At 54.9% G+C, this 19,441-nt stretch carries 20 protein-coding genes and 3 pseudogenes; 13 read left to right on the plus strand and 10 right to left on the minus strand.

All coding sequences use genetic code 11. The features are described from left to right. Positions 1 to 3: 3 nt before the first annotated feature. Positions 4 to 1,068 carry a class II fructose-bisphosphate aldolase gene (fba, locus tag AB8B29_RS25225; RefSeq protein ID WP_037201263.1) on the minus strand — a complete coding sequence of 355 codons (1,065 nt, stop codon included), beginning with the start codon at positions 1,066 to 1,068 and terminating at the stop codon, positions 4 to 6. Between the two features lie 493 nt (positions 1,069 to 1,561). On the opposite strand from fba, the gene AB8B29_RS25230 reads away from it, so the two are divergent. From AB8B29_RS25230 to AB8B29_RS25240, 3 genes are all read left to right on the plus strand, one after another. Then, positions 1,562 to 2,698, plus strand: a complete 1,137-nt coding sequence (locus tag AB8B29_RS25230; RefSeq protein ID WP_037201265.1) for a D-mannonate oxidoreductase — start codon at positions 1,562 to 1,564, stop codon at positions 2,696 to 2,698. 156 nt (positions 2,699 to 2,854) lie between these two features. After that, positions 2,855 to 3,865 carry a zinc-binding alcohol dehydrogenase family protein gene (locus AB8B29_RS25235; RefSeq protein ID WP_037201267.1) on the plus strand — a complete coding sequence of 337 codons (1,011 nt, stop codon included), beginning with the start codon at positions 2,855 to 2,857 and terminating at the stop codon, positions 3,863 to 3,865. Positions 3,866 to 4,316: 451 nt separating this feature from the next. Beyond that, positions 4,317 to 5,063, plus strand: coding sequence for a hypothetical protein (locus tag AB8B29_RS25240; protein WP_037201268.1), 747 nt, complete (start codon positions 4,317 to 4,319; stop codon positions 5,061 to 5,063). 11 nt (positions 5,064 to 5,074) lie between these two features. Here the strand turns inward: AB8B29_RS25240 and AB8B29_RS25245 are convergent, their stop codons facing one another. Both AB8B29_RS25245 and AB8B29_RS25250 read right to left on the minus strand, forming a co-directional pair. Further along, positions 5,075 to 5,200, minus strand: coding sequence for a hypothetical protein (locus AB8B29_RS25245; RefSeq protein ID WP_439006936.1), 126 nt, complete (start codon positions 5,198 to 5,200; stop codon positions 5,075 to 5,077). Then, positions 5,187 to 5,687 carry a hypothetical protein gene (locus AB8B29_RS25250; RefSeq protein WP_439006777.1) on the minus strand — a complete coding sequence of 167 codons (501 nt, stop codon included), beginning with the start codon at positions 5,685 to 5,687 and terminating at the stop codon, positions 5,187 to 5,189. The genes AB8B29_RS25245 and AB8B29_RS25250 overlap by 14 nt, the downstream gene beginning before the upstream one ends. On the opposite strand from AB8B29_RS25250, the pseudogene AB8B29_RS25255 reads away from it, so the two are divergent. After that, positions 5,684 to 5,884 (plus strand): annotated as a pseudogene (locus AB8B29_RS25255) (transposase domain-containing protein); the annotation flags it as partial. The gene AB8B29_RS25250 and the pseudogene AB8B29_RS25255 sit on opposite strands and share 4 nt — an antisense overlap. 6 nt (positions 5,885 to 5,890) lie before the next feature. On the opposite strand, the pseudogene AB8B29_RS25260 reads toward AB8B29_RS25255, so the two are convergent. Continuing rightward, a pseudogene (locus AB8B29_RS25260) lies at positions 5,891 to 5,989 on the minus strand (IS5/IS1182 family transposase); the annotation flags it as partial. A 138-nt stretch (positions 5,990 to 6,127) separates the two neighbouring features. Then, positions 6,128 to 6,897 (minus strand): IS5 family transposase gene (locus tag AB8B29_RS25265; protein WP_423742918.1). Its coding sequence is split into 2 segments (ribosomal slippage): positions 6,128 to 6,558 and positions 6,558 to 6,897, totalling 771 coding nucleotides; the frame shifts between segments, so codons are not numbered across the junction. 648 nt (positions 6,898 to 7,545) lie between these two features. Between AB8B29_RS25265 and AB8B29_RS25270 the strand changes: the two genes are divergently transcribed. Next, entirely contained in the window at positions 7,546 to 7,707 is a 162-nt protein-coding gene (locus AB8B29_RS25270; RefSeq protein WP_156143693.1) for a hypothetical protein, read from the plus strand. 85 nt (positions 7,708 to 7,792) lie between these two features. Here AB8B29_RS25270 and AB8B29_RS25275 read toward each other — a convergent pair whose 3' ends face one another. Next, a complete protein-coding gene (locus tag AB8B29_RS25275) occupies positions 7,793 to 8,182 on the minus strand; it encodes a hypothetical protein (protein ID WP_037200313.1) in 390 nt (129 codons plus the stop codon). A 49-nt stretch (positions 8,183 to 8,231) separates the two neighbouring features. Here AB8B29_RS25275 and AB8B29_RS25280 point away from each other — a divergent pair, with 49 nt between their 5' ends. After that, the gene (locus AB8B29_RS25280) at positions 8,232 to 8,651 is read left to right on the plus strand and encodes a hypothetical protein (protein ID WP_156143692.1); all 420 of its coding nucleotides are present in this window, start codon (positions 8,232 to 8,234) and stop codon (positions 8,649 to 8,651) included. A gap of 215 nt (positions 8,652 to 8,866) precedes the next feature. Beyond that, positions 8,867 to 9,439, plus strand: a complete 573-nt coding sequence (locus AB8B29_RS25285; RefSeq protein WP_037200310.1) for a hypothetical protein — start codon at positions 8,867 to 8,869, stop codon at positions 9,437 to 9,439. 72 nt (positions 9,440 to 9,511) lie between these two features. On the opposite strand, the gene AB8B29_RS25290 is transcribed toward AB8B29_RS25285, so the two are convergent. Beyond that, entirely contained in the window at positions 9,512 to 9,601 is a 90-nt protein-coding gene (locus AB8B29_RS25290; protein WP_439006919.1) for a hypothetical protein, read from the minus strand. 121 nt (positions 9,602 to 9,722) lie between these two features. On the opposite strand from AB8B29_RS25290, the gene AB8B29_RS25295 reads away from it, so the two are divergent. The 5 genes and pseudogenes from AB8B29_RS25295 (at position 9,723) to tnpC (ending at position 12,902) form a co-directional block, all read left to right on the plus strand. Beyond that, on the plus strand, positions 9,723 to 10,187 hold the full coding sequence (locus AB8B29_RS25295; RefSeq protein WP_081938859.1) for an Imm26 family immunity protein: 465 nt from the start codon (positions 9,723 to 9,725) through the stop codon (positions 10,185 to 10,187). A 153-nt stretch (positions 10,188 to 10,340) separates the two neighbouring features. After that, positions 10,341 to 10,442 (plus strand): annotated as a pseudogene (locus AB8B29_RS25300) (transposase domain-containing protein); the annotation flags it as partial. 119 nt (positions 10,443 to 10,561) lie between these two features. Continuing rightward, positions 10,562 to 10,948: an IS66-like element accessory protein TnpA gene (gene tnpA / locus AB8B29_RS25305; protein WP_037200309.1), complete on the plus strand. Its 387-nt coding sequence runs from the start codon at positions 10,562 to 10,564 to the stop codon at positions 10,946 to 10,948. Beyond that, the gene (gene tnpB, locus AB8B29_RS25310) at positions 10,945 to 11,298 is read left to right on the plus strand and encodes an IS66 family insertion sequence element accessory protein TnpB (RefSeq protein WP_037200307.1); all 354 of its coding nucleotides are present in this window, start codon (positions 10,945 to 10,947) and stop codon (positions 11,296 to 11,298) included. The genes tnpA and tnpB overlap by 4 nt, the downstream gene beginning before the upstream one ends. Before the next feature lie 68 nt (positions 11,299 to 11,366). Next, positions 11,367 to 12,902 (plus strand): IS66 family transposase, encoded by a 1,536-nt coding sequence (tnpC, locus tag AB8B29_RS25315; RefSeq protein WP_037200306.1) that lies wholly within the window; start codon positions 11,367 to 11,369, stop codon positions 12,900 to 12,902. Positions 12,903 to 12,965: 63 nt separating this feature from the next. Here tnpC and AB8B29_RS25320 read toward each other — a convergent pair whose 3' ends face one another. Beyond that, positions 12,966 to 13,994 (minus strand): hypothetical protein, encoded by a 1,029-nt coding sequence (locus AB8B29_RS25320; RefSeq protein ID WP_037200304.1) that lies wholly within the window; start codon positions 13,992 to 13,994, stop codon positions 12,966 to 12,968. A gap of 676 nt (positions 13,995 to 14,670) precedes the next feature. Here AB8B29_RS25320 and AB8B29_RS25325 point away from each other — a divergent pair. Beyond that, entirely contained in the window at positions 14,671 to 15,477 is an 807-nt protein-coding gene (locus tag AB8B29_RS25325; protein ID WP_037200328.1) for a capsular biosynthesis protein, read from the plus strand. A gap of 78 nt (positions 15,478 to 15,555) precedes the next feature. On the opposite strand, the gene AB8B29_RS25330 is transcribed toward AB8B29_RS25325, so the two are convergent. Both AB8B29_RS25330 and AB8B29_RS25335 read right to left on the minus strand, forming a co-directional pair. Beyond that, complete coding sequence (locus tag AB8B29_RS25330) at positions 15,556 to 16,080, minus strand: hypothetical protein (protein WP_156143691.1); 525 nt, start codon at positions 16,078 to 16,080, stop codon at positions 15,556 to 15,558. A 15-nt stretch (positions 16,081 to 16,095) separates the two neighbouring features. Next, positions 16,096 to 19,206, minus strand: a complete 3,111-nt coding sequence (locus AB8B29_RS25335; protein ID WP_051964178.1) for a glycosyltransferase — start codon at positions 19,204 to 19,206, stop codon at positions 16,096 to 16,098. Between the last annotated feature and the right edge of the window lie 235 nt (positions 19,207 to 19,441).

Genomic DNA, 19,441 nt, shown 5'->3' on the forward strand with positions numbered 1-19,441 from the left:
AAATCAGGAGAAGATCGGGTCCAGCGCGCCGGACTTGTAGCGCTTCGCCATTTCGGCGACGGAAAGCGGCTGGATCCGCGAGGCGTGACCGGCCGTACCGAACTGCTCGAAACGTTCCTTACAGAGCTTCGTCAGCGCAGCCATGGCCGGCTTCATATATTTGCGCGGATCGAATTCGCTCGGGTCTTCCTGCAGCACGCGGCGGATCTGGCCGGTCATCGCCATGCGGCCGTCGGTATCGATGTTGATCTTGCGCACACCATTCTTGATGCCGCGCTGGATCTCTTCAACGGGCACGCCCCAGGTCGGCTTCATCTGGCCACCATATTTGTTGATGATCTCCTGCAACTCCTCAGGAACTGACGAAGAGCCGTGCATAACGAGATGCGTGTTGGGCAGCTTGCGGTGGATCTCCTCGATCACGTTCATCGCCAGCACCGAACCGTCAGGCTTGCGGGTGAATTTATAGGCGCCATGCGAGGTACCCATCGCGATCGCCAGCGCATCGACCTTGGTTTCCCGCACGAATTTGACGGCCTCGTCCGGATTGGTAAGTAGCTGATCATGCGAAAGCTTGCCTTCGGCGCCATGGCCATCCTCGGCCTCGCCCATGCCGGTTTCCAGCGAACCCAGCACGCCGAGTTCGCCTTCGACGGATATGCCACCGAGATGCGCCATGTCGGTGACCGTCTTCGTCACGCCGACATTATAGTCCCAATCCGCGGGCGTCTTCGCATCGACCTTGAGAGAACCGTCCATCATCACGGAGGTGAAGCCGGCCTGGATCGCCGTCATGCAGCTTGAGGCATCATTGCCATGGTCGAGATGCACACAGACCGGAATATGCGGATAGATTTCGACGACGGCGTCCATCATATGCTTCAGCATGATGTCGTTGGCGTAGGCCCTGGCCCCTCTCGACGCCTGCATGATCACCGGTGCCCCAACGGCATCAGCCGCTTCCATGATGGCGAGCGCCTGCTCCATATTGTTGATGTTGAAAGCAGGAACGCCGTAGCCGTTTTCAGCGGCATGATCGAGCAGTTGCCTCAAGGTGATACGTGCCATTCAACTTTCTCCTGGTCATGATGGGTGGCTAAGATCGCGTGGACGATGCCCCTGAGCGGCGCGCTGGTTTACGACACGGGAACGGAGTCTCTGGCGTCGAAAAATCGTCAATATTTGGAAAGTATCGGACGCCGTCCGTTTCATAAGCGAAGCTTCCATAGTGCGACGCATCATCTCGATTGGTTCATAACGGATAGTAGCGACAAAATCACATAATTTATGACATTTTGTTGTGATTTCTATGAAGAATTGCTGATCACTGTGGCTGCAGGCTTGCTTCCATTGCCGGCATGTCGTGATTGTCCCTCACATCGGTCCCCTCCACTGAGCGCAACGTCATTGCCTTTGCTTTATTCATCTAAAAACCCTTGACGTTCGGCGCAATCTGTTTTCTATAGATAAAAAACATTCACCGGGAGGATCGATGGATGTCCACGTCTCAACACAGCACGCGAATGACAGTGACTTGCCCCGAAGGCACGGAGACCCTGGCGTGAGCTCGCGGATCATCCAGTTCGGCACCAGCCGTTTTTTACAGGCGCATGCGGCATTCTTCGTGCACGAGGCCAGGCAATCCGGCCAGGATGTCGGCCCGATCACTGTGGTCCAGATTTCTGGTTCCAGCAATAGAAGCGGGCGCGTCGGCGCATTCGGAAATCCAGAGGGCTACCCGGTCATCATCCGCGGCATGTCGAATGGCCAAGCTGTCGACCGCACGGTACGCGTCACCAGCGTCGATCGTGGCATGTCCGCCCTTGATCATTGGGAAGAGCTTTCGCAGCTCTTCGCCGAAGATGCCGAATTCATCATCTCCAACACCGGCGAAACGGGATATAAAACCTGGCCCGACGAGGATGGCTTCGGCGAGGACGGTCGAATTCCACGCTCGTTTCCGGCCAAACTTGCAACACTTCTCGTCAAGCGCTGGCAAGCATCCGGCCGCCCGCTGGTGATTCTTCCCTGCGAATTGATGACCGGGAATGGCCGCGTCCTGAAGCAAACCGTCGTCGACTGCGTCAAACAGAACGGCGTGGCACCCGACTTTCTTGCCTGGCTGGACGAAAATGTCGCCTTTGCCGAGACCCTGGTCGACCGGATCGTCTCCGAGCCGATTGAGCCGATCGGCGCCGTCGCGGAGCCCTATGCGCTTTGGGCGATCAAGCGCGCGCCGGGCGTCCGGCTGCCTTGTACACATGAGAGCATCATGCTGACCGAGGATCTTGAGCCCTACGAGCGCCTCAAGCTGCATATTCTCAATCTCGGCCATACGTTCCTTGCTGAAACCTGGCAAAGAGAGGGCCGGCCAGCCGACGAGACCGTGCGCGCCATCCTTGCCGATGCCGGCATTCGCGCAAGGCTGGACGCGCTCTATCGAAACGAAGTCTTGCCCGGCTTTGCCGCAAACGGCATGGGCGATGAGGCGACGAGCTATGTGACAACGACGTTCGATCGTTTCCTTAATCCCTTCCTCGATCATCGCATCGCCGATATCGCCCAGCATCACCCCGAAAAGGTGGCCCGGCGCATCCGTGCTTTCCTGTACTGGGCCGAGAAAGCGGGCAGCGCATCAGAGGCGCCCATACTGAGGCAAATTGCAGCCCGTTATCCTTTGAACGAGACAGCGTCGTGAGACTATAGGACATTCAGATGCTAAGTGAGTGGCAGACCGGTGAGGCTCGTATTCCGGACGTCAAACGGCCGCCGCGCATCCGACTTGCGACCTCAATAGGATACGGAATTCTAACAGCTATGGTCGGCGTCGTCGGCCCATCGAGAGCGTATTGCCATGAAAACATTGATCTGTGACGAACCCGGCCGCCTATCCCTGATCGAGCGCGATGTCCCCACCCCTGCGGAAGGCGAGGTTTTGGTGCGCATCAGACGCATCGGTATTTGCGGCACGGATTTTCACATCTATCAGGGCAAGCATCCCTTCCTCGAATATCCACGCGTGATGGGCCACGAGCTCTCCGGCACGGTCGAGGATGCGGGCGGATCGAGCCGCCTGAAAAAAGGAGAGAACGTCTATATCGTTCCCTATCTCGCCTGCGGCAAATGCATTGCCTGCCGCCGCGGTGTAACCAATGCCTGTCAGAACCTTGCCGTCCTCGGCGTCCATCGCGACGGCGGCATGACGGAATTCATCTGCGTGCCGGAGCCCAATGTCGTCTCTGCCGGCAAGGCCTCGCTGGACGAAGCCGCGATGATCGAATTCCTGGCGATCGGCGCCCATGGCGTCAAGCGTGGCGGCGTCACCGCGACCGACCGCGTTCTCGTCGTCGGCGCCGGCCCGATCGGCATGTCCGCCATCATCTTCGCCAAGACGCGCGGCGCCGACGTGACCGTCATGGACATGCGCGAGGACCGCCTCGAATTCACGATCGCCTCGCTCGGTGCTAACCGGACGCTGCTCGCCAATGACGAGGCCGAAGCCCATGCAAAACGCCTCACCGACGGCGATTTCTTCGACGTGGTGATCGACGCGACCGGCAATGCCCGTGCCATGCAACGCGGCTTCGGTTTTGTCGCCCACGCTGGACGCTACGTACTCGTCAGCGTCGTTCGCGACGATATCACCTTTTCCGATCCGGAATTTCACAAGCGTGAAACCACGCTCTTTGCTAGCCGCAATGCGCAGCCCGATGATTTTGCGGAGGTTGTGAGGCAAATGGAGAATGGCCGTGTTCCGGCGGCGGCGCTAAACACCCATCGCGGGGCGATCGAGGAAGGGGCTGTGCTGTTTAAGGAGTGGCTGCAGCCAGAGGCGGGGGTTATTAAGGCTATCTTGGAGGTCTGACCCACGCCTTCACAATGTGCGCGTCGCCTTCAAGATGCTGACAATGTCATCAGCGGCATCTCAAGCTTGCCGACGGCTTCTGAAGCCGGACTGCAAGAAGCACGTGTTCGCAAAGACAAAAGACTTTGGGACGAATGCGATGTCCTGCAAACGCTAAGTCGACCAGTGTGATCGCGACCAACGCCTAGATCATCCGCAAACTTAGCGAACGCTTAAGCACTCGGCCCGCGCTCTGGACGAGTTTCATTTGCTTCTTCGATACGAAAGGACTTGACAGAACAGCCCGGAGTTTCGCATTTCTGGAGAGCCGGAGACCGTGACAAATGGCTGAAGACTTCAATAAGATTAAAGCGATGGGCCAACACTCCGCCCAGCCTTTGTTGCCCCTATTGTCAGACGATGTGGATTGGATCAAGTGATGCAGTGCAAGTAGAATAGAGGCGACCATCAAATGAGACAGGACTGCTTAATCCTTCCGATGATCGGAAGCACTGAACTCGTAATCGCCTTTACTAGCTATGGTGGTCATTCTGTTCCGGCCGGTAACTTCGAGTGGCAAAACATCGTCGGCGAATTCGCAACTCACAAGATATTCATGCGGGACTCTTTCCAGCACTGGTACCATTCCGCATGCCTCGGATTTAGCCCATCTCTCACGCATACGATTGCCAGCATAAAGGCCTATGTCGCCACACACGGAATAACGAAGATCATCACGATAGGCAGCTCTATGGGTGGTCACGGCGCGCTCTTGTATGCCTGCCTTCTCCAAGCTGATCACTGTCTCTCAATCGCGCCGCAGATCAACATTCACAGTGACTTCCTTCTGCCGAACCAAGATCTCCGCTGGGAAGCGAAGATGACCGAGATCAACATGATCGGGTACGACGATCTTGATCTATCGGACCTAGTGAGGAGATCGCCGCCCGGCGAAGCTTTGATCTACTACCATTCCGCTCATAGCCTTGATGAGACCCATGCGAAGACACTGACAGGTCTACGGAATATTGTCGTTCAGGACGTCGGAATAGGAGAACATGAGGTTGCTTATGCTCTGGCTAAGCAAGGTACGATCACCCGGATATTGCGCGATCGCCTTTCTGCAGCCTCATTCGTCAACAATGAAAACAATGATCTGAAGGCACAATCAGTCATGGATAAACAGAAGACCGATCTTTGTCCGAAGAGCAAAGGATAGCTCCAGGCGTGCTAGTCTGTGCCGCTTGCGGCACGTTCGCCCTCGCGATTGAGTTGCACCTGCGCAGGAGTGGACTGACGGACATAGACAACGGCCTTACGCTTCAAAAGCGATGTGGGAAGATCAACGTGCGTCATCGCTGTCCTCGTGATCTTTGTCCCGCCCGCCTGCAGGATCAATTGCGCAAGGCGCAAAATCATGGCTTGTCGCTCCACGGCGTTCATCCGCGTCAGCTCGGGCGTTTCCAACGTCGTGCTGAGCTGGCAGGGTCGTTTTGCGATGGCGCGGTGCCGCCGCGCTTTCATCACATGCCTCCTCGATAACAGTTGCGCCATCCGAAAAGACTTGCCTGAGTCGATGATCCTTGAGTACCCGATCGAGGTCCGTCAGCGCTTGTAACGATACCTGCGGCTCTCCCAACTTCATGGCAGCACAGATCGCGCGGTCGAACATCCACCGCTCCACGACCGTCGTCACTCCAGGTTCGTGCTCAACAACGATGACGTCGGATCCGCGGCGTTGCTCCCCGTAGTGACGGCGGACAAACCGACCATACAGCGCGTGCCAGCGGTAATGGATCTCGACTTCTTCCCCGATATGGGCAGTATGTTCGGTAGATTGCAATCGTTCGCAAGAATAGCCTATTCGCCGGTAATGCCGGCGGCGGACGGACTTGGGCGACGATCTCAACACTCATTCAAACGGCCAAAATGAACGATGTTGATCCGCTCGCTTGGCTAACGCAGACCCTCGAACGCATCGCCGCCGGATGGCCATCGAGCGATATCGACGCCCTCATGCCCTGGAGCTTCCGGAAGTAACGGTCTCAGTTCACCGCTTACGACACGGCGAACGCCCCTTGGCTTGTTGGGTAGCACCGGCTCGATCACGCGCCACTCGCGGTCGGTCAAGTCATATCGGCTCATGGCGACCTTGAATCAGAATGTCGCTCGCCGGGAAGGGTTTAGGTAATTCGTTCATCAACGGCCCGAATGAAGACATCACCGAACGCAGCCTTAGCACTGTAAGCTAGGGCGAGTAGCTCCACGGGCAAATCCTCAGGACTAGGTGACCGACTCATAAGATCGGAGCCAAATTCGAATTGAGGCTAGCTGGACGGATGCGAGGAAGTTGTCGTCGCGTTTGTCGTATCGAGTTGCGACTGCTCTGAAGTGTTTGAGTTTGTTGAAGAACCGCTCGACCGCGTTGCGCTGTTTGTAGAGCCATGGGCTGAAGACGGGAATATTGACCCTGTTTGGCATAGGGCGAATACATCCCCATGCGCCACGGGTTTTGAGGTTTTGGCGCAACGCGTCGCTGTCGTAGGCACGATCAGCCAGAAGGATATTTCCGGCCCGAACAGTCTCGAACATATCGGCAGCCGAACGTCCATCATGCGCTTGGCCTGGCGTCAGCTTCAGCAAGATTGGACGGCCATCAGCATCGACAAGTGCATGGATTTTGGTTGTCAGTCCGCCACGCGAGCGACCCATGCAACCGGATCGCTCTTCTTTTTTTGGCCGTTGGCAGCATGTTGATGTACGCGGATTGACGAGCTGTCGATCATCTGGATGTCGCCATCGTAAGCTTCTGATATTGCGTTGAGAATACGCTCCCAGTGCCCAGCATGGCGCCACCGGTTGAAGCGATTTACGCAGGTGGTATAGGGACCATATCGAGCCGGGATATCCGCCCAGGGCGCACCCGTTCTCAGTCGCCAGAAGATACCATTCAGCACCCGCCGATCATCAACCCTCGCCTTGCCGCGTACCTTCGTTGGAAGAAGCGGTTCAATCACCGACCATTCGAAATCCGTCAAATCAAAGCGAGCCATCACTGCCTCCAAATCAACGGAAGCAGTGAATCACAATCCATTAAAAACAAAAACTATTTTATGGGTATGTGACCTAAGCCGAACAGTAGGCGAGCACATCAGTTCGTACGATTGTAGGGCGCGGGCGCTAGTTCGATGGACATCTGTCCAGTCGTATACGAACAGATCGCGCCGACTCAGTTCACCGAAACTGGTCGGGTCGGGCAACTGGACGTTCAGCAAAGCCTCTCCAATGACAGGTAGGCCGAGAAGCACTTCCTCGATCGCGATGCAATCAGAGAGTGCGAGTACCGCTATCGGGATCGGCCCTTCACCTGCAGTGACCATAGCAGCCACCTGCCCTACTGGATCGGAAGCCAGCCACACAACATCAATCTGATCGGGATAGTCCATCCCATAAGTGTAATTGAGGAAACGCCCCCTTTCCAGTGCCGTTACTCATCTATGGGTTCACGACCTAGTATCAATGGGCTGCAAAACGCCGGTTGCACAATTTTGACCCCGATTCCGCCTACTGACCCTCTCTTTTGCCTTTCTGCAAAGTGTCGGCGTGAGTGGGCGGCAGCCGTCGCTCCATTCATTGCAAATGCATCTCTAGCGATTTATTGAGAGCCCAGGATAGCATCATCGCCCGCCATGGAGGCCACCGTGTCATTTCCAGAAGAGAAGCTTTGGGACGAGATTAATGACGGCTGGAGCCGGATGTCCTTCAGGCAGCTTAAGCTCTGGGAAGCTATCAAGCGCACGCCGGATGAGTGGACGCTCAAGGGTTACGGACCTTGCGTAACCGGTGTGCCAGTCACACCTTGACTGAAATCTATGACAGATGCGCAGGCCACGCGGTATTAGCGGATTTCGCCCATCCTGGCTGCCGAGTGCTCGGTTGTGTCAAGCGCTACATTTCGTCGCCACCATAACCGTAGCGGAATTGCATTTCTTCGCTCTTCACTCGCTTTTCGATCGGCATCAGAAATCCCTCCGCTCTTGGACTAGGCAAATGCCTGAACCTGAGCACGAGCCGAATGTTGTCCCGGGTAGTGTCCGGATGCCTGAGCCGGAACGCCTCGCTTCCCGCAACGCCTATGCAGGCGTCTATCTTTTGCTCTAGGAAATCCATTTGAAACGTTATGATCTCTTCGTCTGACCATCCATGGAACGAGAGAGCCTGATCGGCCGTCCATGGCAATGTATCGTTAATGATCATCCGAACATGATTGTCTGAGTACGGCACTTCCAAAACGAGATCGGCAATGCCCTCAAAGGTAGCGTGGTCAAGGTCTGTCATAGTGGGATCGCGTTGTTACGCGTCAAATGCCGCCGATCAGCAAATAGGGATGGTGTTGGATCACTATCGTTACGCGCTCCTCGAACCGGTCAAGGAATGTCAGCAGTGCTTTCCGATGGAACTTATGTTTGCGCGGCATCAATCCGGCGTACAAGACGTATTTGTCCATAATCACACTCAGGGGGGCATTCCCCCTCACGTCACGCCTGAGTTCGTCAAATCGACAGATAATATCGAGCCAGGTATCTTTCCCGATCCATGTGGTGCCCCAATGACGACGGGTTCTCGACCAATCAGGGAAGGAACGGGCTACCAAGCCCTCGATGAACAAGAAAGCTTCTTCTCGTATGTTGAATACAGCCGGACTAAAGCGATCATAGTCAAACTGGCCGCAAAAGTCGTGGTCGCAAGGTATGAAATCAAAGGTGAGCCCGCCTCGCGGCCCATCTACAAGGCTATAGTCGATTGACATAAGAAAAGCGGTCACCGCGTGCCGCATCTGGAGTGATCACTCGCAATAGCAGCATGACCGTCAAATATCAACTCTCCGCATCAAGCTCACGGCAAGGGCCCGATAGCCATCTTTAGCGTAAGCGGTGTTGCCATCACACATCGTGATGCATTCCGTTGCTTAACCTGATGCCTTTATTGACGCCGTTTGGGAACCAGTCCAAGGATGACGCGATGTTCGAGATTGATCCCTCTGCCAAAACTGATTTGAAGCCTGGAACTCTGTATGCGATTGCTGGAGAAGAGGGATGGATTTATTATGGCCGAGTAGCTGCGGATAAAGTGATAGAGTTTTTCCGTCGGCGCGACCGCCACGTTGCGGCTGTCGATGATATAATTACCGAGCCTGTTATGACGGCAGTGGCCGTCGTCCATCCGTCGATAGGACGGGCCCTTCGCGCGGGCCTTTGGAAAAAGCTTGGGAGAGCGCCCCTTGCAAAGTCTGTTGACCCCCGGATGATAGTTCAGTGGCCAGTTGGCGCGCTCAAAGTTTCCGTCTGGCGAGGTGATACTCTTAGCCACGAAACGATGGTGCATGATCCAGCGATCCAAGACATGGAAATCATTGCTGCCTGGGACGCAGAGCATCACATCCCAAAACGGTTGACAGCGGACTTCGGGGCAGAGCCTGCAGAATGGCATATTGGTGGGCCGATCTGGAGAGAACGCAGGTTCAAAGAAGAACTGGCTAGACGCTTTCCCGAACAGCGCCGATTGCCCCCAGACTGGGTTTCCACAAACGATTGAGGAGACGCTTACAGCCCTCCGGGTTGACTGCTCTACGTTTGGCATATTTTGGCTGAGTGAGGCCGCTGGCCACTAAGCACTATTCCACGGGAACAGTTCCTCGATCTGCCTCTGCTTGTGGCCATTGGTGATGGCGGTCAGCGTGCTGGCCAGGTAGACCAGAGGATCGACGAACTCTTACCGTGGAATTATCCAGCGGAGAAAAACGCACCAAAGGCTTCCGTCGGCCCTTTGCGGACTTCTCGGCACCCGCTAAACTTGCTGCTAGAACAGCGAGGGCGGGATGGTCAGAGGCAGAAAGCAGAAACGAGGCGATATCGTTAGGATCGATATTGGAAACGGAAAGCAATTTCACGCCGTTGCCCTAACAAATCCGCTGTTCGCTTTTCTCGACGGTATTTCCGAATGCGGAGAACCGTTTCAAGACGTGGGAGATCGAGCGGTTCTCTTCAAGCTATGGGTGATGGACAGCGCTGCGAAGTCCGGGCGATGGCCCATCGTGGGAAAGGTTGATCCACCCACGGTGTCCGCGTTGGACGGCGCGGTGTTTTTCAAGCAGGACCGGATTTCGGGCAGAATTTCAGCGTATGATGCCATCGCGAATGCCGAGTCTCCGCTCAGCTTTGAAGAGGCGGACTGCCTAGAATGCGCTGCTGTTTGGAGCCCTGAGCATGTTGAAGACAGACTTCGTGATCATCTGAACGGCATCTCGAACAAGTGGTGGGCATCAATGCGGCCCCGAAAATAGCGCTGATCGACCTTGTCGGAACGCCCTATGTTGCGGCGAAGCGCCGTCGCACCTTCACGACGGCAGTCTTCGAACGGTAGGAGCTTCAAGGTGGGGACCGAGACAGCGCTTACCTTCAATAGGTCTTTTTAGCTCTACTCCTGATGATACGAGGTAGAGCCGTTCGCTTGGCTAACGCAGACCCTCGAACGCATCGCCGCCGGATGGCCATCGAGCGATATCGACGCCCTCATGCCCTGGAGCTTCCGGAAGTAACGGTCTCAGTTCACCGCTTACGATGTTGGCGCGTAAGTAACCGCTGTTACACTCCCACGTTGTCCTGTCTGCCCTGATCTGTGATCGCCTATCCATGGACGAGCAACGGGAGTTTCTCCATGGAAAGTACATTGGAGTTTCTCACAACCAGGAAGTCTGGGCGTGAGAGTCATCGGCACTGGCCGGACGAGGTAAAAGCGCAGATCGTTTCCGAGAGTCTTCGGCCCGGAGTGATGGTGAATGAGGTTGCCGAGCGACATGGTTTGAAGCCGAACCACCTCTCCACCTGGCGAACGATGGCGCGGCAGGGCAAGCTGGTTCTGCCAGAACCCGAGAACGCGGTTGAGTTCGCAGCGGTAATCGTCGATCTACCTGTTTCGAAACCGCCCATCAAGAAAGCCAGCCGTCCCGAGATCATCGTCGGGTCCGTCACCATTCGGCTGGAAGAAGGTGCGTCTGCCGCCCGCATCGCCGCTGTCGCGCGTGCCTGCGCGGTTCCGTCATGATCTTTCCATCGAACCGCGTCCGGATCATGGTGGCGACAAAGCCGGTAGATTTCCGCAAGGGCCATGATGGCCTGGCGGCGCTGGTCAAAAACGAACTGCACAAGGACCCATTTACCGGAACGGTCTTCGTCTTCCGGTCTCGTAAAGCAGACCGATTGAAGCTGATTTACTGGGATGGCAGCGGATTGGTCATGGCCTACAAGCGGCTGGAAGAACACACCTTTACGTGGCCGACCATCAAGGATGGCCTGATGACGCTGGGCCACGCACAGTTCGAAGCGTTGTTTGCGGGCCTTGACTGGCGTCGGGTCCGTTCCGTAGAGGCGAGACCGCCGGACGCCATTGAATAGATGCGGCACGATGACTCGGGCAGCGGATTGTTCCGGCAAAGCCTGACGGGGTTTGATAGACTTGGGGCATGTTGGACGCCGCCGATCTTCCAGACGACATTGCTGCGCTGAAGGCCATGCTGATCGCGGCGCAAGCCCGCGAAGTTCGCAAGGATGACCGGATCGAGCGGCTGGAGAAGCTGGTTGCCGCTTTCAAGCAGGCAGCCTTCGGCCGCAAATCCGAGAAGGCCGACCCTGAACAATTCGATCTTGCACTGGAAGACCTGGAGACGGCCATAGCGGCGACCCACGCCGAAGATGAAGCCGATAGCCCCTCAGGGAAGCCGCAATCTAAACTCCGTGCTACCAATCGCGGTTCTCTTCCCGCTCATCTTCCTCGCGTCGAGGAGATCATCGAACCGGAAAGCCTCATCTGCGCCTGTGGCGGCGGCCTGCATTGCATAGGCGAGGACGTCTCCGAGCGGCTGGATGTCATTCCGGCGCAATTCCGCGTCATCGTCACGCGTCGCCCCAAATATGCCTGCCGCTCCTGCACCGACGGCGTTGCCCAGGCTCCAGCGCCTGCAAGATTGATCCACGCCGGGTTGCCGACGGAGGCGACCATCGCGCATGTGCTGGTCTCCAAATATGCCGATCACCTGCCGCTCTATCGCCAAGCCCAGATCATGAGCCGCCAGGGCGTTGATCTCGACCGCTCCACACTCGCCGACTGGGTCGGCCGGGCGGCATTCGAACTGCGCCCGGTCTTCGACGCTCTGATCGCCGACCTGAAGCGGTCTAGCAAGCTGTTCATGGACGAGACCCGTGCGCCGGTCCTCGATCCTGGCTCCCGCAAGACCAAGACCGGGTACTTCTGGGCGCTGGCTCGTGACGACAAACCATGGAGCGGAGGAGCGCCGCCGGGCGTCGCCTTTACCTACGCGCCAGGTCGCGGCGGGCAACATGCCGAACGGATATTGCAGGGGTTCACGGGTATCCTTCAGGTCGACGGTTACGCGGGATATAATCGGCTGATCGCGCCGGATCGTGTTGGGCCGAACATCCGACTTGCCTATTGTTGGGCGCATGCGCGTCGCAAGCTGGTCGAGATCACTCGCACCGGCTCTGCACCGATTGCCGAGGAAGGCGTGAAGCGGATCGGCGAACTCTATCGCATCGAAGCAGAGCTGCGGGGGCTCGACGCCGACGCTCGACTCGCTGGGAGGCAGGCACGGTCAGCCCTATTGGTCGCGGACATGCGGACCTTGCTCACGCATCACCGTGCCCGCGTCGCTGGCAAATCGCCGCTCGGCGAAGCACTGGCATATATAGCCAAATACTGGGACGGACTCGGCATCTTCCTGACCGACGGTCGCGTCGAGATCGACAATAACACGGTCGAACGAACCATCAGGCCGATAGCGCTGAACCGAAAGAATGCTCTGTTCGCAAGACACGACACTGGAGCGGAGAACTGGGCGATCATCGCCTCGCTCATCGAGACCTGCAAGCTCAACGCTGTCGATCCGCTTGCCTTTCTGACGGCCACGCTCACCGCTATCGTAAACGGTCACAAGCAAAATCGGATCGATGAGTTGATGCCGTGGAATCATTTGGCTGTATAACGCCCGAAGGGGACAACAGTCGGCCCGAATTGGCGATATCAAGCCTAATAGAACCTGCAGCGATCAAAGCCAGAGGTCGACCCTCTCATTGAGATTTCTCGCAGTCAGCCGAGCTGCGGCGTCATCGTTCCATTTGTTTCTGCTGGAGAAAAGCCTGACAGATCGCGTAGCTGAAGGCCACTCCCGATCACGCAGACTGTCAAGATCGAGTGCTACGCGGGACGCTGAGAATTCCCGAAGTTGATCCTGCGTCTCCAAACCAGGCAACTCCACCAGGTTTTTGCAATTGATCAGTGCAAGTCGCTTCAGGCTCGCTCCGTTCAGGTCCACCTGTTTTAGTTGAATCTGGTCCTCAATGCGAAGCGCCGACAGTTCGGGAAACCGAGACAGATCACCCATCGTTGCCAAGCCCTGCACACGGATAATTTGCAAAATTTCAAGTGACTTGCTCGACAGGTCGTCAAGGTCGAAACGGCCTCCCAAGATCAACTTCAGCTCCTTCAGTGCCGATATGCCGTTCACAAAATTCAGCGCATGTTTCTTGGCATAGCCACTTAGCGTCAACGTCCCCAACTGAGGCACGCCTTCCAACCCGTCGATACCTTTTGAGTGGCCTTGGATAAAAAGGCTGTCCAGTATCTCGCAGTCGGCCAGGGGTGAAAGATCAAAGTTCCGCTTGCGGTTTTCACCCAGTGAGAGCCGCGCCAAACGGCGAGTTTCTATCGTTCTCAGAAAGTCAGGGCGGTCCAGCTCGAAGACCCCGAAGTCAAGCGATCTCAGATTTGGGAGCTGCCCGATTTCATCCTCATTGTCTATTGCAGTCAGGCAATCGACTGCGAGGTTACGTGTTTCAGGCAGATGACGGAGAGTCATTGCATCGAAACGCCCGCCGTAATGTCCGTAGAATCGCACTTGAAGGCGATCTTCGGCAAGCCTGCAGGCTTCGTTTAGCGACGCCAAAATCGCGGGCGTATAGGCTTCTTGCCTGCTGAACTGAACAATCAATCGTCCACGGGTCTCGCATTCCTTGGCAATTTCAATCGGTGAAAGGCTTTTCGGGTCTTGTAATCGCCCGCTATCTATTTTCAGCATGCTTCAACCAGTTCATTGGCGATGGCTTGGAATACTACCGATTTCAAGAATGATGGCAAAGGAGAAAGCTGCCGCGCCAATGACCACTGCTAGCCCGGATATCGGCTATGAAACCTTAATCAATATGTTAGCAAGACACCGCTTACGCGCGTAAGCCCCGCATGCTCGTTGCAATTGCTCTCGCGAACAAAATGGCACGAACGATCTGGGCCATGATGACGAAGAACGAAATTTAAAGGAATTCCAGCCCGGCCGCGGCCTAGCAAAACGCTGCGCTGTTGCCAGGTGGAATCGTCCGCGTGTGAGGAGGTCAACGAACGGCAAGGACAAAGATCGGTGAGAGTGAGCCTGGAAATGCATCCGGAGCAATGAGCCATGAGCTCGCAGTATTGATTTGCACCAGGTTCGCGTAAATCCATACCGGCCAGCGGCCAAAATCGAGTCGCGACGAAAGGCCTGATACATGACCGCACCCGATCACACGCCCAAATCGCTCGATAAAAGCCTTGCATGAACGGGGGCATCCATACATGCTCCGGTACTGACACTACCGAACCCAGCAAAGGATCAGCATCTACGCTGCTCAACTATTTAAGCTGGATCGAACAATGAAGCGATGATACTAGCATATGTAGGCAGGGCAGCGGTAGCCTCAGTAACGGCTCAGAGCAAAACAATGAAATTTCACGATCGGCCGAAACGCCATCAAGTCCTGGAAGCCCTGATCACGGAGAAAAACGTTTTAAGCGCAGTGATCTTACGCGACATGCGCACCCGTTTCTTCAATCATGGCCTCGGCTTTGCAATCGTTCCGCTTTGGTCTCTGACGCACATGGTGGTGCTGATTATCATTAACAGCTTGGCTGGTCGCGCCGCAGCATTTGGCGAGAGTATGCCTCTATTTTTGGCAACCGGCCTCGTTCCGACTTTGACCTTTATGTATGTTTCCCGATTCATGGGATATTCTGTTCTCATGAACGCCCCTATGCTGGCATTTCCCGTAGTGACATCACTTGATGTCATGTTCGGCCGGGGCTGCCTAGAAATAATCTCGTCATCTATAACGCTGACGGTGATAATGGTGATTCTCTGGGCGATTGGTCAAAATCCATGGCCATTTGATCTGGAACAAGCAGTTAGCTGCTACATGGCGGTCATACTGCTCGCCGTCGGATGCGGAACATTGGTCGGGGTCGTCGGGATGTTTTTGCCGATGATACTAACTGTATGGCAAATTGCGCTGGTCTGCCTGTATATTTCCTCCGGTACCATGTTTGTGGCCTCAAATCTCCCTGATCAGATTGCCGTTGCTCTTTCCTACAATCCAGTTTTGCAATGCGTGGAGTGGATGCGAACCGCATATTACGAAAGCTATAGCGACAAACTGGTTGATCCAATGTATGTTTGGGGCTTCGGTCTCGTCACACTTGCTTTGGGCTTAACAGTGGAGCGGGTTTTCCGCAGACAGATGCTCGAGGGGTAAGCATTCTTAAAAAACGCGTCTATCAAATTGACGCTAGCTTCAGGTGTGCTCCAGCGCGGTCCGTATGAGCAACGACGCCTACGCTCGTTGACGAGCTATTGTGAAAAAACGAAGCAAAGAGTTCAACCAAGACTTGGTCCTTTGAGTCCTTTTGATTTTGTAGGATCTATAGGCAGAAATCACTTCTTCACCAAGACGATCAACGCTTACGACTTTGGACATTGCAGAGCGACCCTCTGATAATCCGTGCGCCAGCCAGTGCTCGAACCCTGAACCAAAGCGCCGCGTCGCAATAGCACCCGCAACATCAGGATTCTCGGAAAGGTAGGCGCTCTCATCAAATATCTCCGAAGACGGAATAACACCAGCGCGGAACATAAGCTTTGCGAGCTCTAGAACATAGGTCTTCTCAAGGACGTTCGACTCCTGGTCAGCAATACGGTAATAGCGAGTTGCAGCCCCCATTTCGGCATGTTTCTCGGCAACGGCTCCATCTGCGTTTGTATCCAAGCTCTCATTCACCAAATACAAGACTCGCCTCAGCAGAGCTATTTCCTGAACGGCCTCTGCATATTGCTTCTGCAGGAATTCAAAATTTGACATGTGCATCCCTAGTGCTCAACTCTCAAATCGGCCACGGCTCCAAACGCCGGGCTTGGCCTCGAATGTGATGGAATCATTACGAAGATTTGAATTGTAATAGGGATCTCTTGCTATAATCGTCTCCCAACGCCCAAGAAACTGGTCCTTCTCTTTAGGATTTTGCGATGCTCTCACGGCCGTCTGGCTTTCGAAGTGATACAACTCGCAAAACGGATTGTATACCACACGGTAGCCGGCCTCACGAACCCGAAGGCAAAAGTCGGTATCGTTGAAGTCGATCTCGAACTTCTCGTCGAAGGCGCCAACCTCTCGGATGATGGATTTCTTCGTGGCCATGCACGCGCCGGTGACGGCGCTATAATTGCGAATTGTCATCGGGTAGCCATTGTAACCAACCAAATCGCCCGGGTGCCCATGATAGATGTGGGCGGCGGTCTCATTCACACCCAAAACAACGCCGGCATGCTGAATTCGACCGTCCGGATATAGGAGTTTAGCACCGACAACACCTACATCGGCACGATCGATATAATCCACTAGATGCCATAGCCAATCCCGCTCAATCACCTCCATGTCGTCATTCAGCAGGACAATGATTTCAGTTTTGGCCTGCTCAAAGGCAAAGTTTGCTTTACTTGCAAAATTAAACCGCCCCTCATAGTGATAGCAGACTTCGCGGTGACCTTGCTGCTTCAAGAGTTGGCGAACCTGTTCATCCAGGGAGCCGTTACTTACGACCACAACTTCATAGTTAGGATAGTCTGTCCGATCGACTACCGAGGACACCAGGTGTCCAACGAGGTTAATTTTCCCACGTCCTGGAATGTCCTTAACTCCATTGTTGGTAGTAATCACCAAGGTTACCGGCGGTGCGAAACGACGTCCCCTGGTAACGCGGAAAAGTCCCATCAACTTGCCATCTTCGACGGATGCCGCCGGCCCAAATTTCTTTTCAGCATATTCTGTCAACGCAGCGCGTGCGTTCAAGAGGGCTGTCGGCTTGGCATCGACCTGAGCCGAGGCAGATCCCTCGATCATCCGCCAATGATAAAGAACTTCAGGAACATGCACTACCGGATCGCCCGCTAAGGATATCCTGAGCGCGAGGTCATAATCCTGCGCCCCTGTGTATTTCTCACGATAGCCGCCAAGCTCAAGGAAGCGAGACTTCCTTACCACGATCATGTGAAGGACATACATCGCCGACTCCAGGTGCTCTGGCGACCAGTCGGGCTTCATATAATGATCGACATATTCACCCGATGTGGAAATCTTGTCCTCGTCGCAATAAAAGAGCGTCGCATCTGGGTTGCCCCGTATGGTCTTTGCGTAAGAAAGCAACGCCCTTGGAGAAATCGTATCGTCGTTGTCGAGAAATGCCAGGTAGGAACCTGTAGCGATCTCCACTGCTGCGTTGCTGCAGCGCGAGATACCGACATTCTGAGACAGGCGCTTTACCTTGATACGGTGGTCAATTCCCTGCAGTTGCTCAAGCGCTTCGATCGTCTCAGGCAATGTTGATGCGTCATCGCATAGGCACAGCTCCCAATATGGATACCGCTGCGCCCGTACGGAAGCTACGCACGCTTCCAGGTAATCTTTTGAAATATTGTAGACTGGAACAATAACGCTGATAACCGGCCACTCGGCATCCTTTGAGATGGACGGTTCTTCGCAAGGTGACAAAGAGAGAGGATGCTGCCAGACATACCTCACCTTCTTTTCCTGATTGATCAAACGTGACCATTCGTCGTCTCCTGCAATCCTGATTTCCGCGAAGCGCTCCGACATCAGGGCGGCAATTGCCTTTTTGCTGAGCTTGGCCGTTACGTCCCTTTGCCCCTTCGACGCAATTTTCTTAACTCTTGCGGTTTGAGAACGAACCTCTTTCAGCTGGGCGGCCAGGCTATCGTGCTTCGGGCATGCCCACACATACCCAATGGGATAAGGGCCTGCCTCGTCCGAAACCTCAACCAGGTCATAATCCACGAAGAAGGAGTTCTGTTTGTTGCAGAATTCCAAATTACCGGAGTAGCCCGTTACAACAACCGGCTTCCCGAGGATCATCATCTCGGCGATGTTAAGTCCGAAACCTTCCCCGCGATGCGGGGAAACGAATGCATCGCAAACGTCCTTGAGCGAGCAATTCTCGTCTTCGTCAAGCAGACTATCGATCAGCATTATATTGCCACGATCGGCAGCCCTGCGGATTTCAGTCAAGCGCCTGGTGGCATGGCCTGTCGAATGACACTTCATCACCAGGACGACATCTGTGGCATTCCCAAAGGCCGACGTAAAACCTTCTATGAGTGCCTCCGGATTTTTCCGGTCCATTCCGCTACTCGCATCGAAGGCATAGAGGAATACAAACGCACCCTCTGGGATTCCGAAATGCGATCGCCCAAAATTCGCGCTCTTATTGGGTGGAAGAATGACGTGCGGAATCGTGACAACTGGCAGCGCTGGAGGCGCTAAACATCTAATTGCATCGGCAGAAAACTGGCTCGGGGACCAAATCTCATCGAACGCCGCAAAATTCGCAATCCATTCTGAGTTGAACGCCGCAAGCTCCCATACCCAAATACCGATGGCATAGACGTCATCGAGTATTTCACGAGAAACTAAATTGAAAAGATTTTGCAAAGCATCAGCGTTTTGATGAATGATGACGATGTCCGCTTTTGCTCGAGACTTCGCAATAGGTGGAAACTTCTCATGTGGATAGAGTGCCGCGGTGATGTCGATAAACTCGACCGAAAGACCCAGGCACCGCAGCGCCGCGGCGTAGCCCCTCGATGCCTCTCCAAGTCCGTTCTTGGCGGCAAGCGGGCCGTAAAAGACAATATGAATGTTGGATTCGCCTAACGGAAACCGAGGAGGTTTCCTTTTGGAGAATGGAGAAAGCCCGGATCCAAGGCGCCCCTCGGCCCGGCCATGAGTTAGCCAATGTGTGTAGGCAGCAGAAATATTTCGACCAACAGCCGCGGCGATATCCGGATTTGCAAACAAATAACCCTGGCTATCGAAGTTAAGTGCGTCGAGCGATGCGCCAAGCGACGTCAGTTCATCAGCAAGGGGATTATGATTGCTATTTCGGGCGAATTTTATGATATTTTCGAAATCCATTCGCAATCAACCTTCGTAAATTCCATAACCGGAGGAGCAGGTGCCATGCGCTCGCTTAGAGACGGATAGCCCTATTCATCGGAAACAACCCATGATTTAAAATAGAGAGTCGAAGGATGTTTAGCGAAGGGATAATAGGAGAGCAATACTGCGGCTGCCACAAAATAGAAAATGGCAGTCCTCATAACCCCGGAAAATTCAACTCCTGATGGCCCAAGTTCGTGGAGCACCTGAA

The sequence above is a fragment of the Rhizobium sp. 11_C7_N12_5 genome, assembly GCF_051811145.1.
Classification (GTDB): domain Bacteria; phylum Pseudomonadota; class Alphaproteobacteria; order Rhizobiales; family Rhizobiaceae; genus Rhizobium; species Rhizobium lusitanum.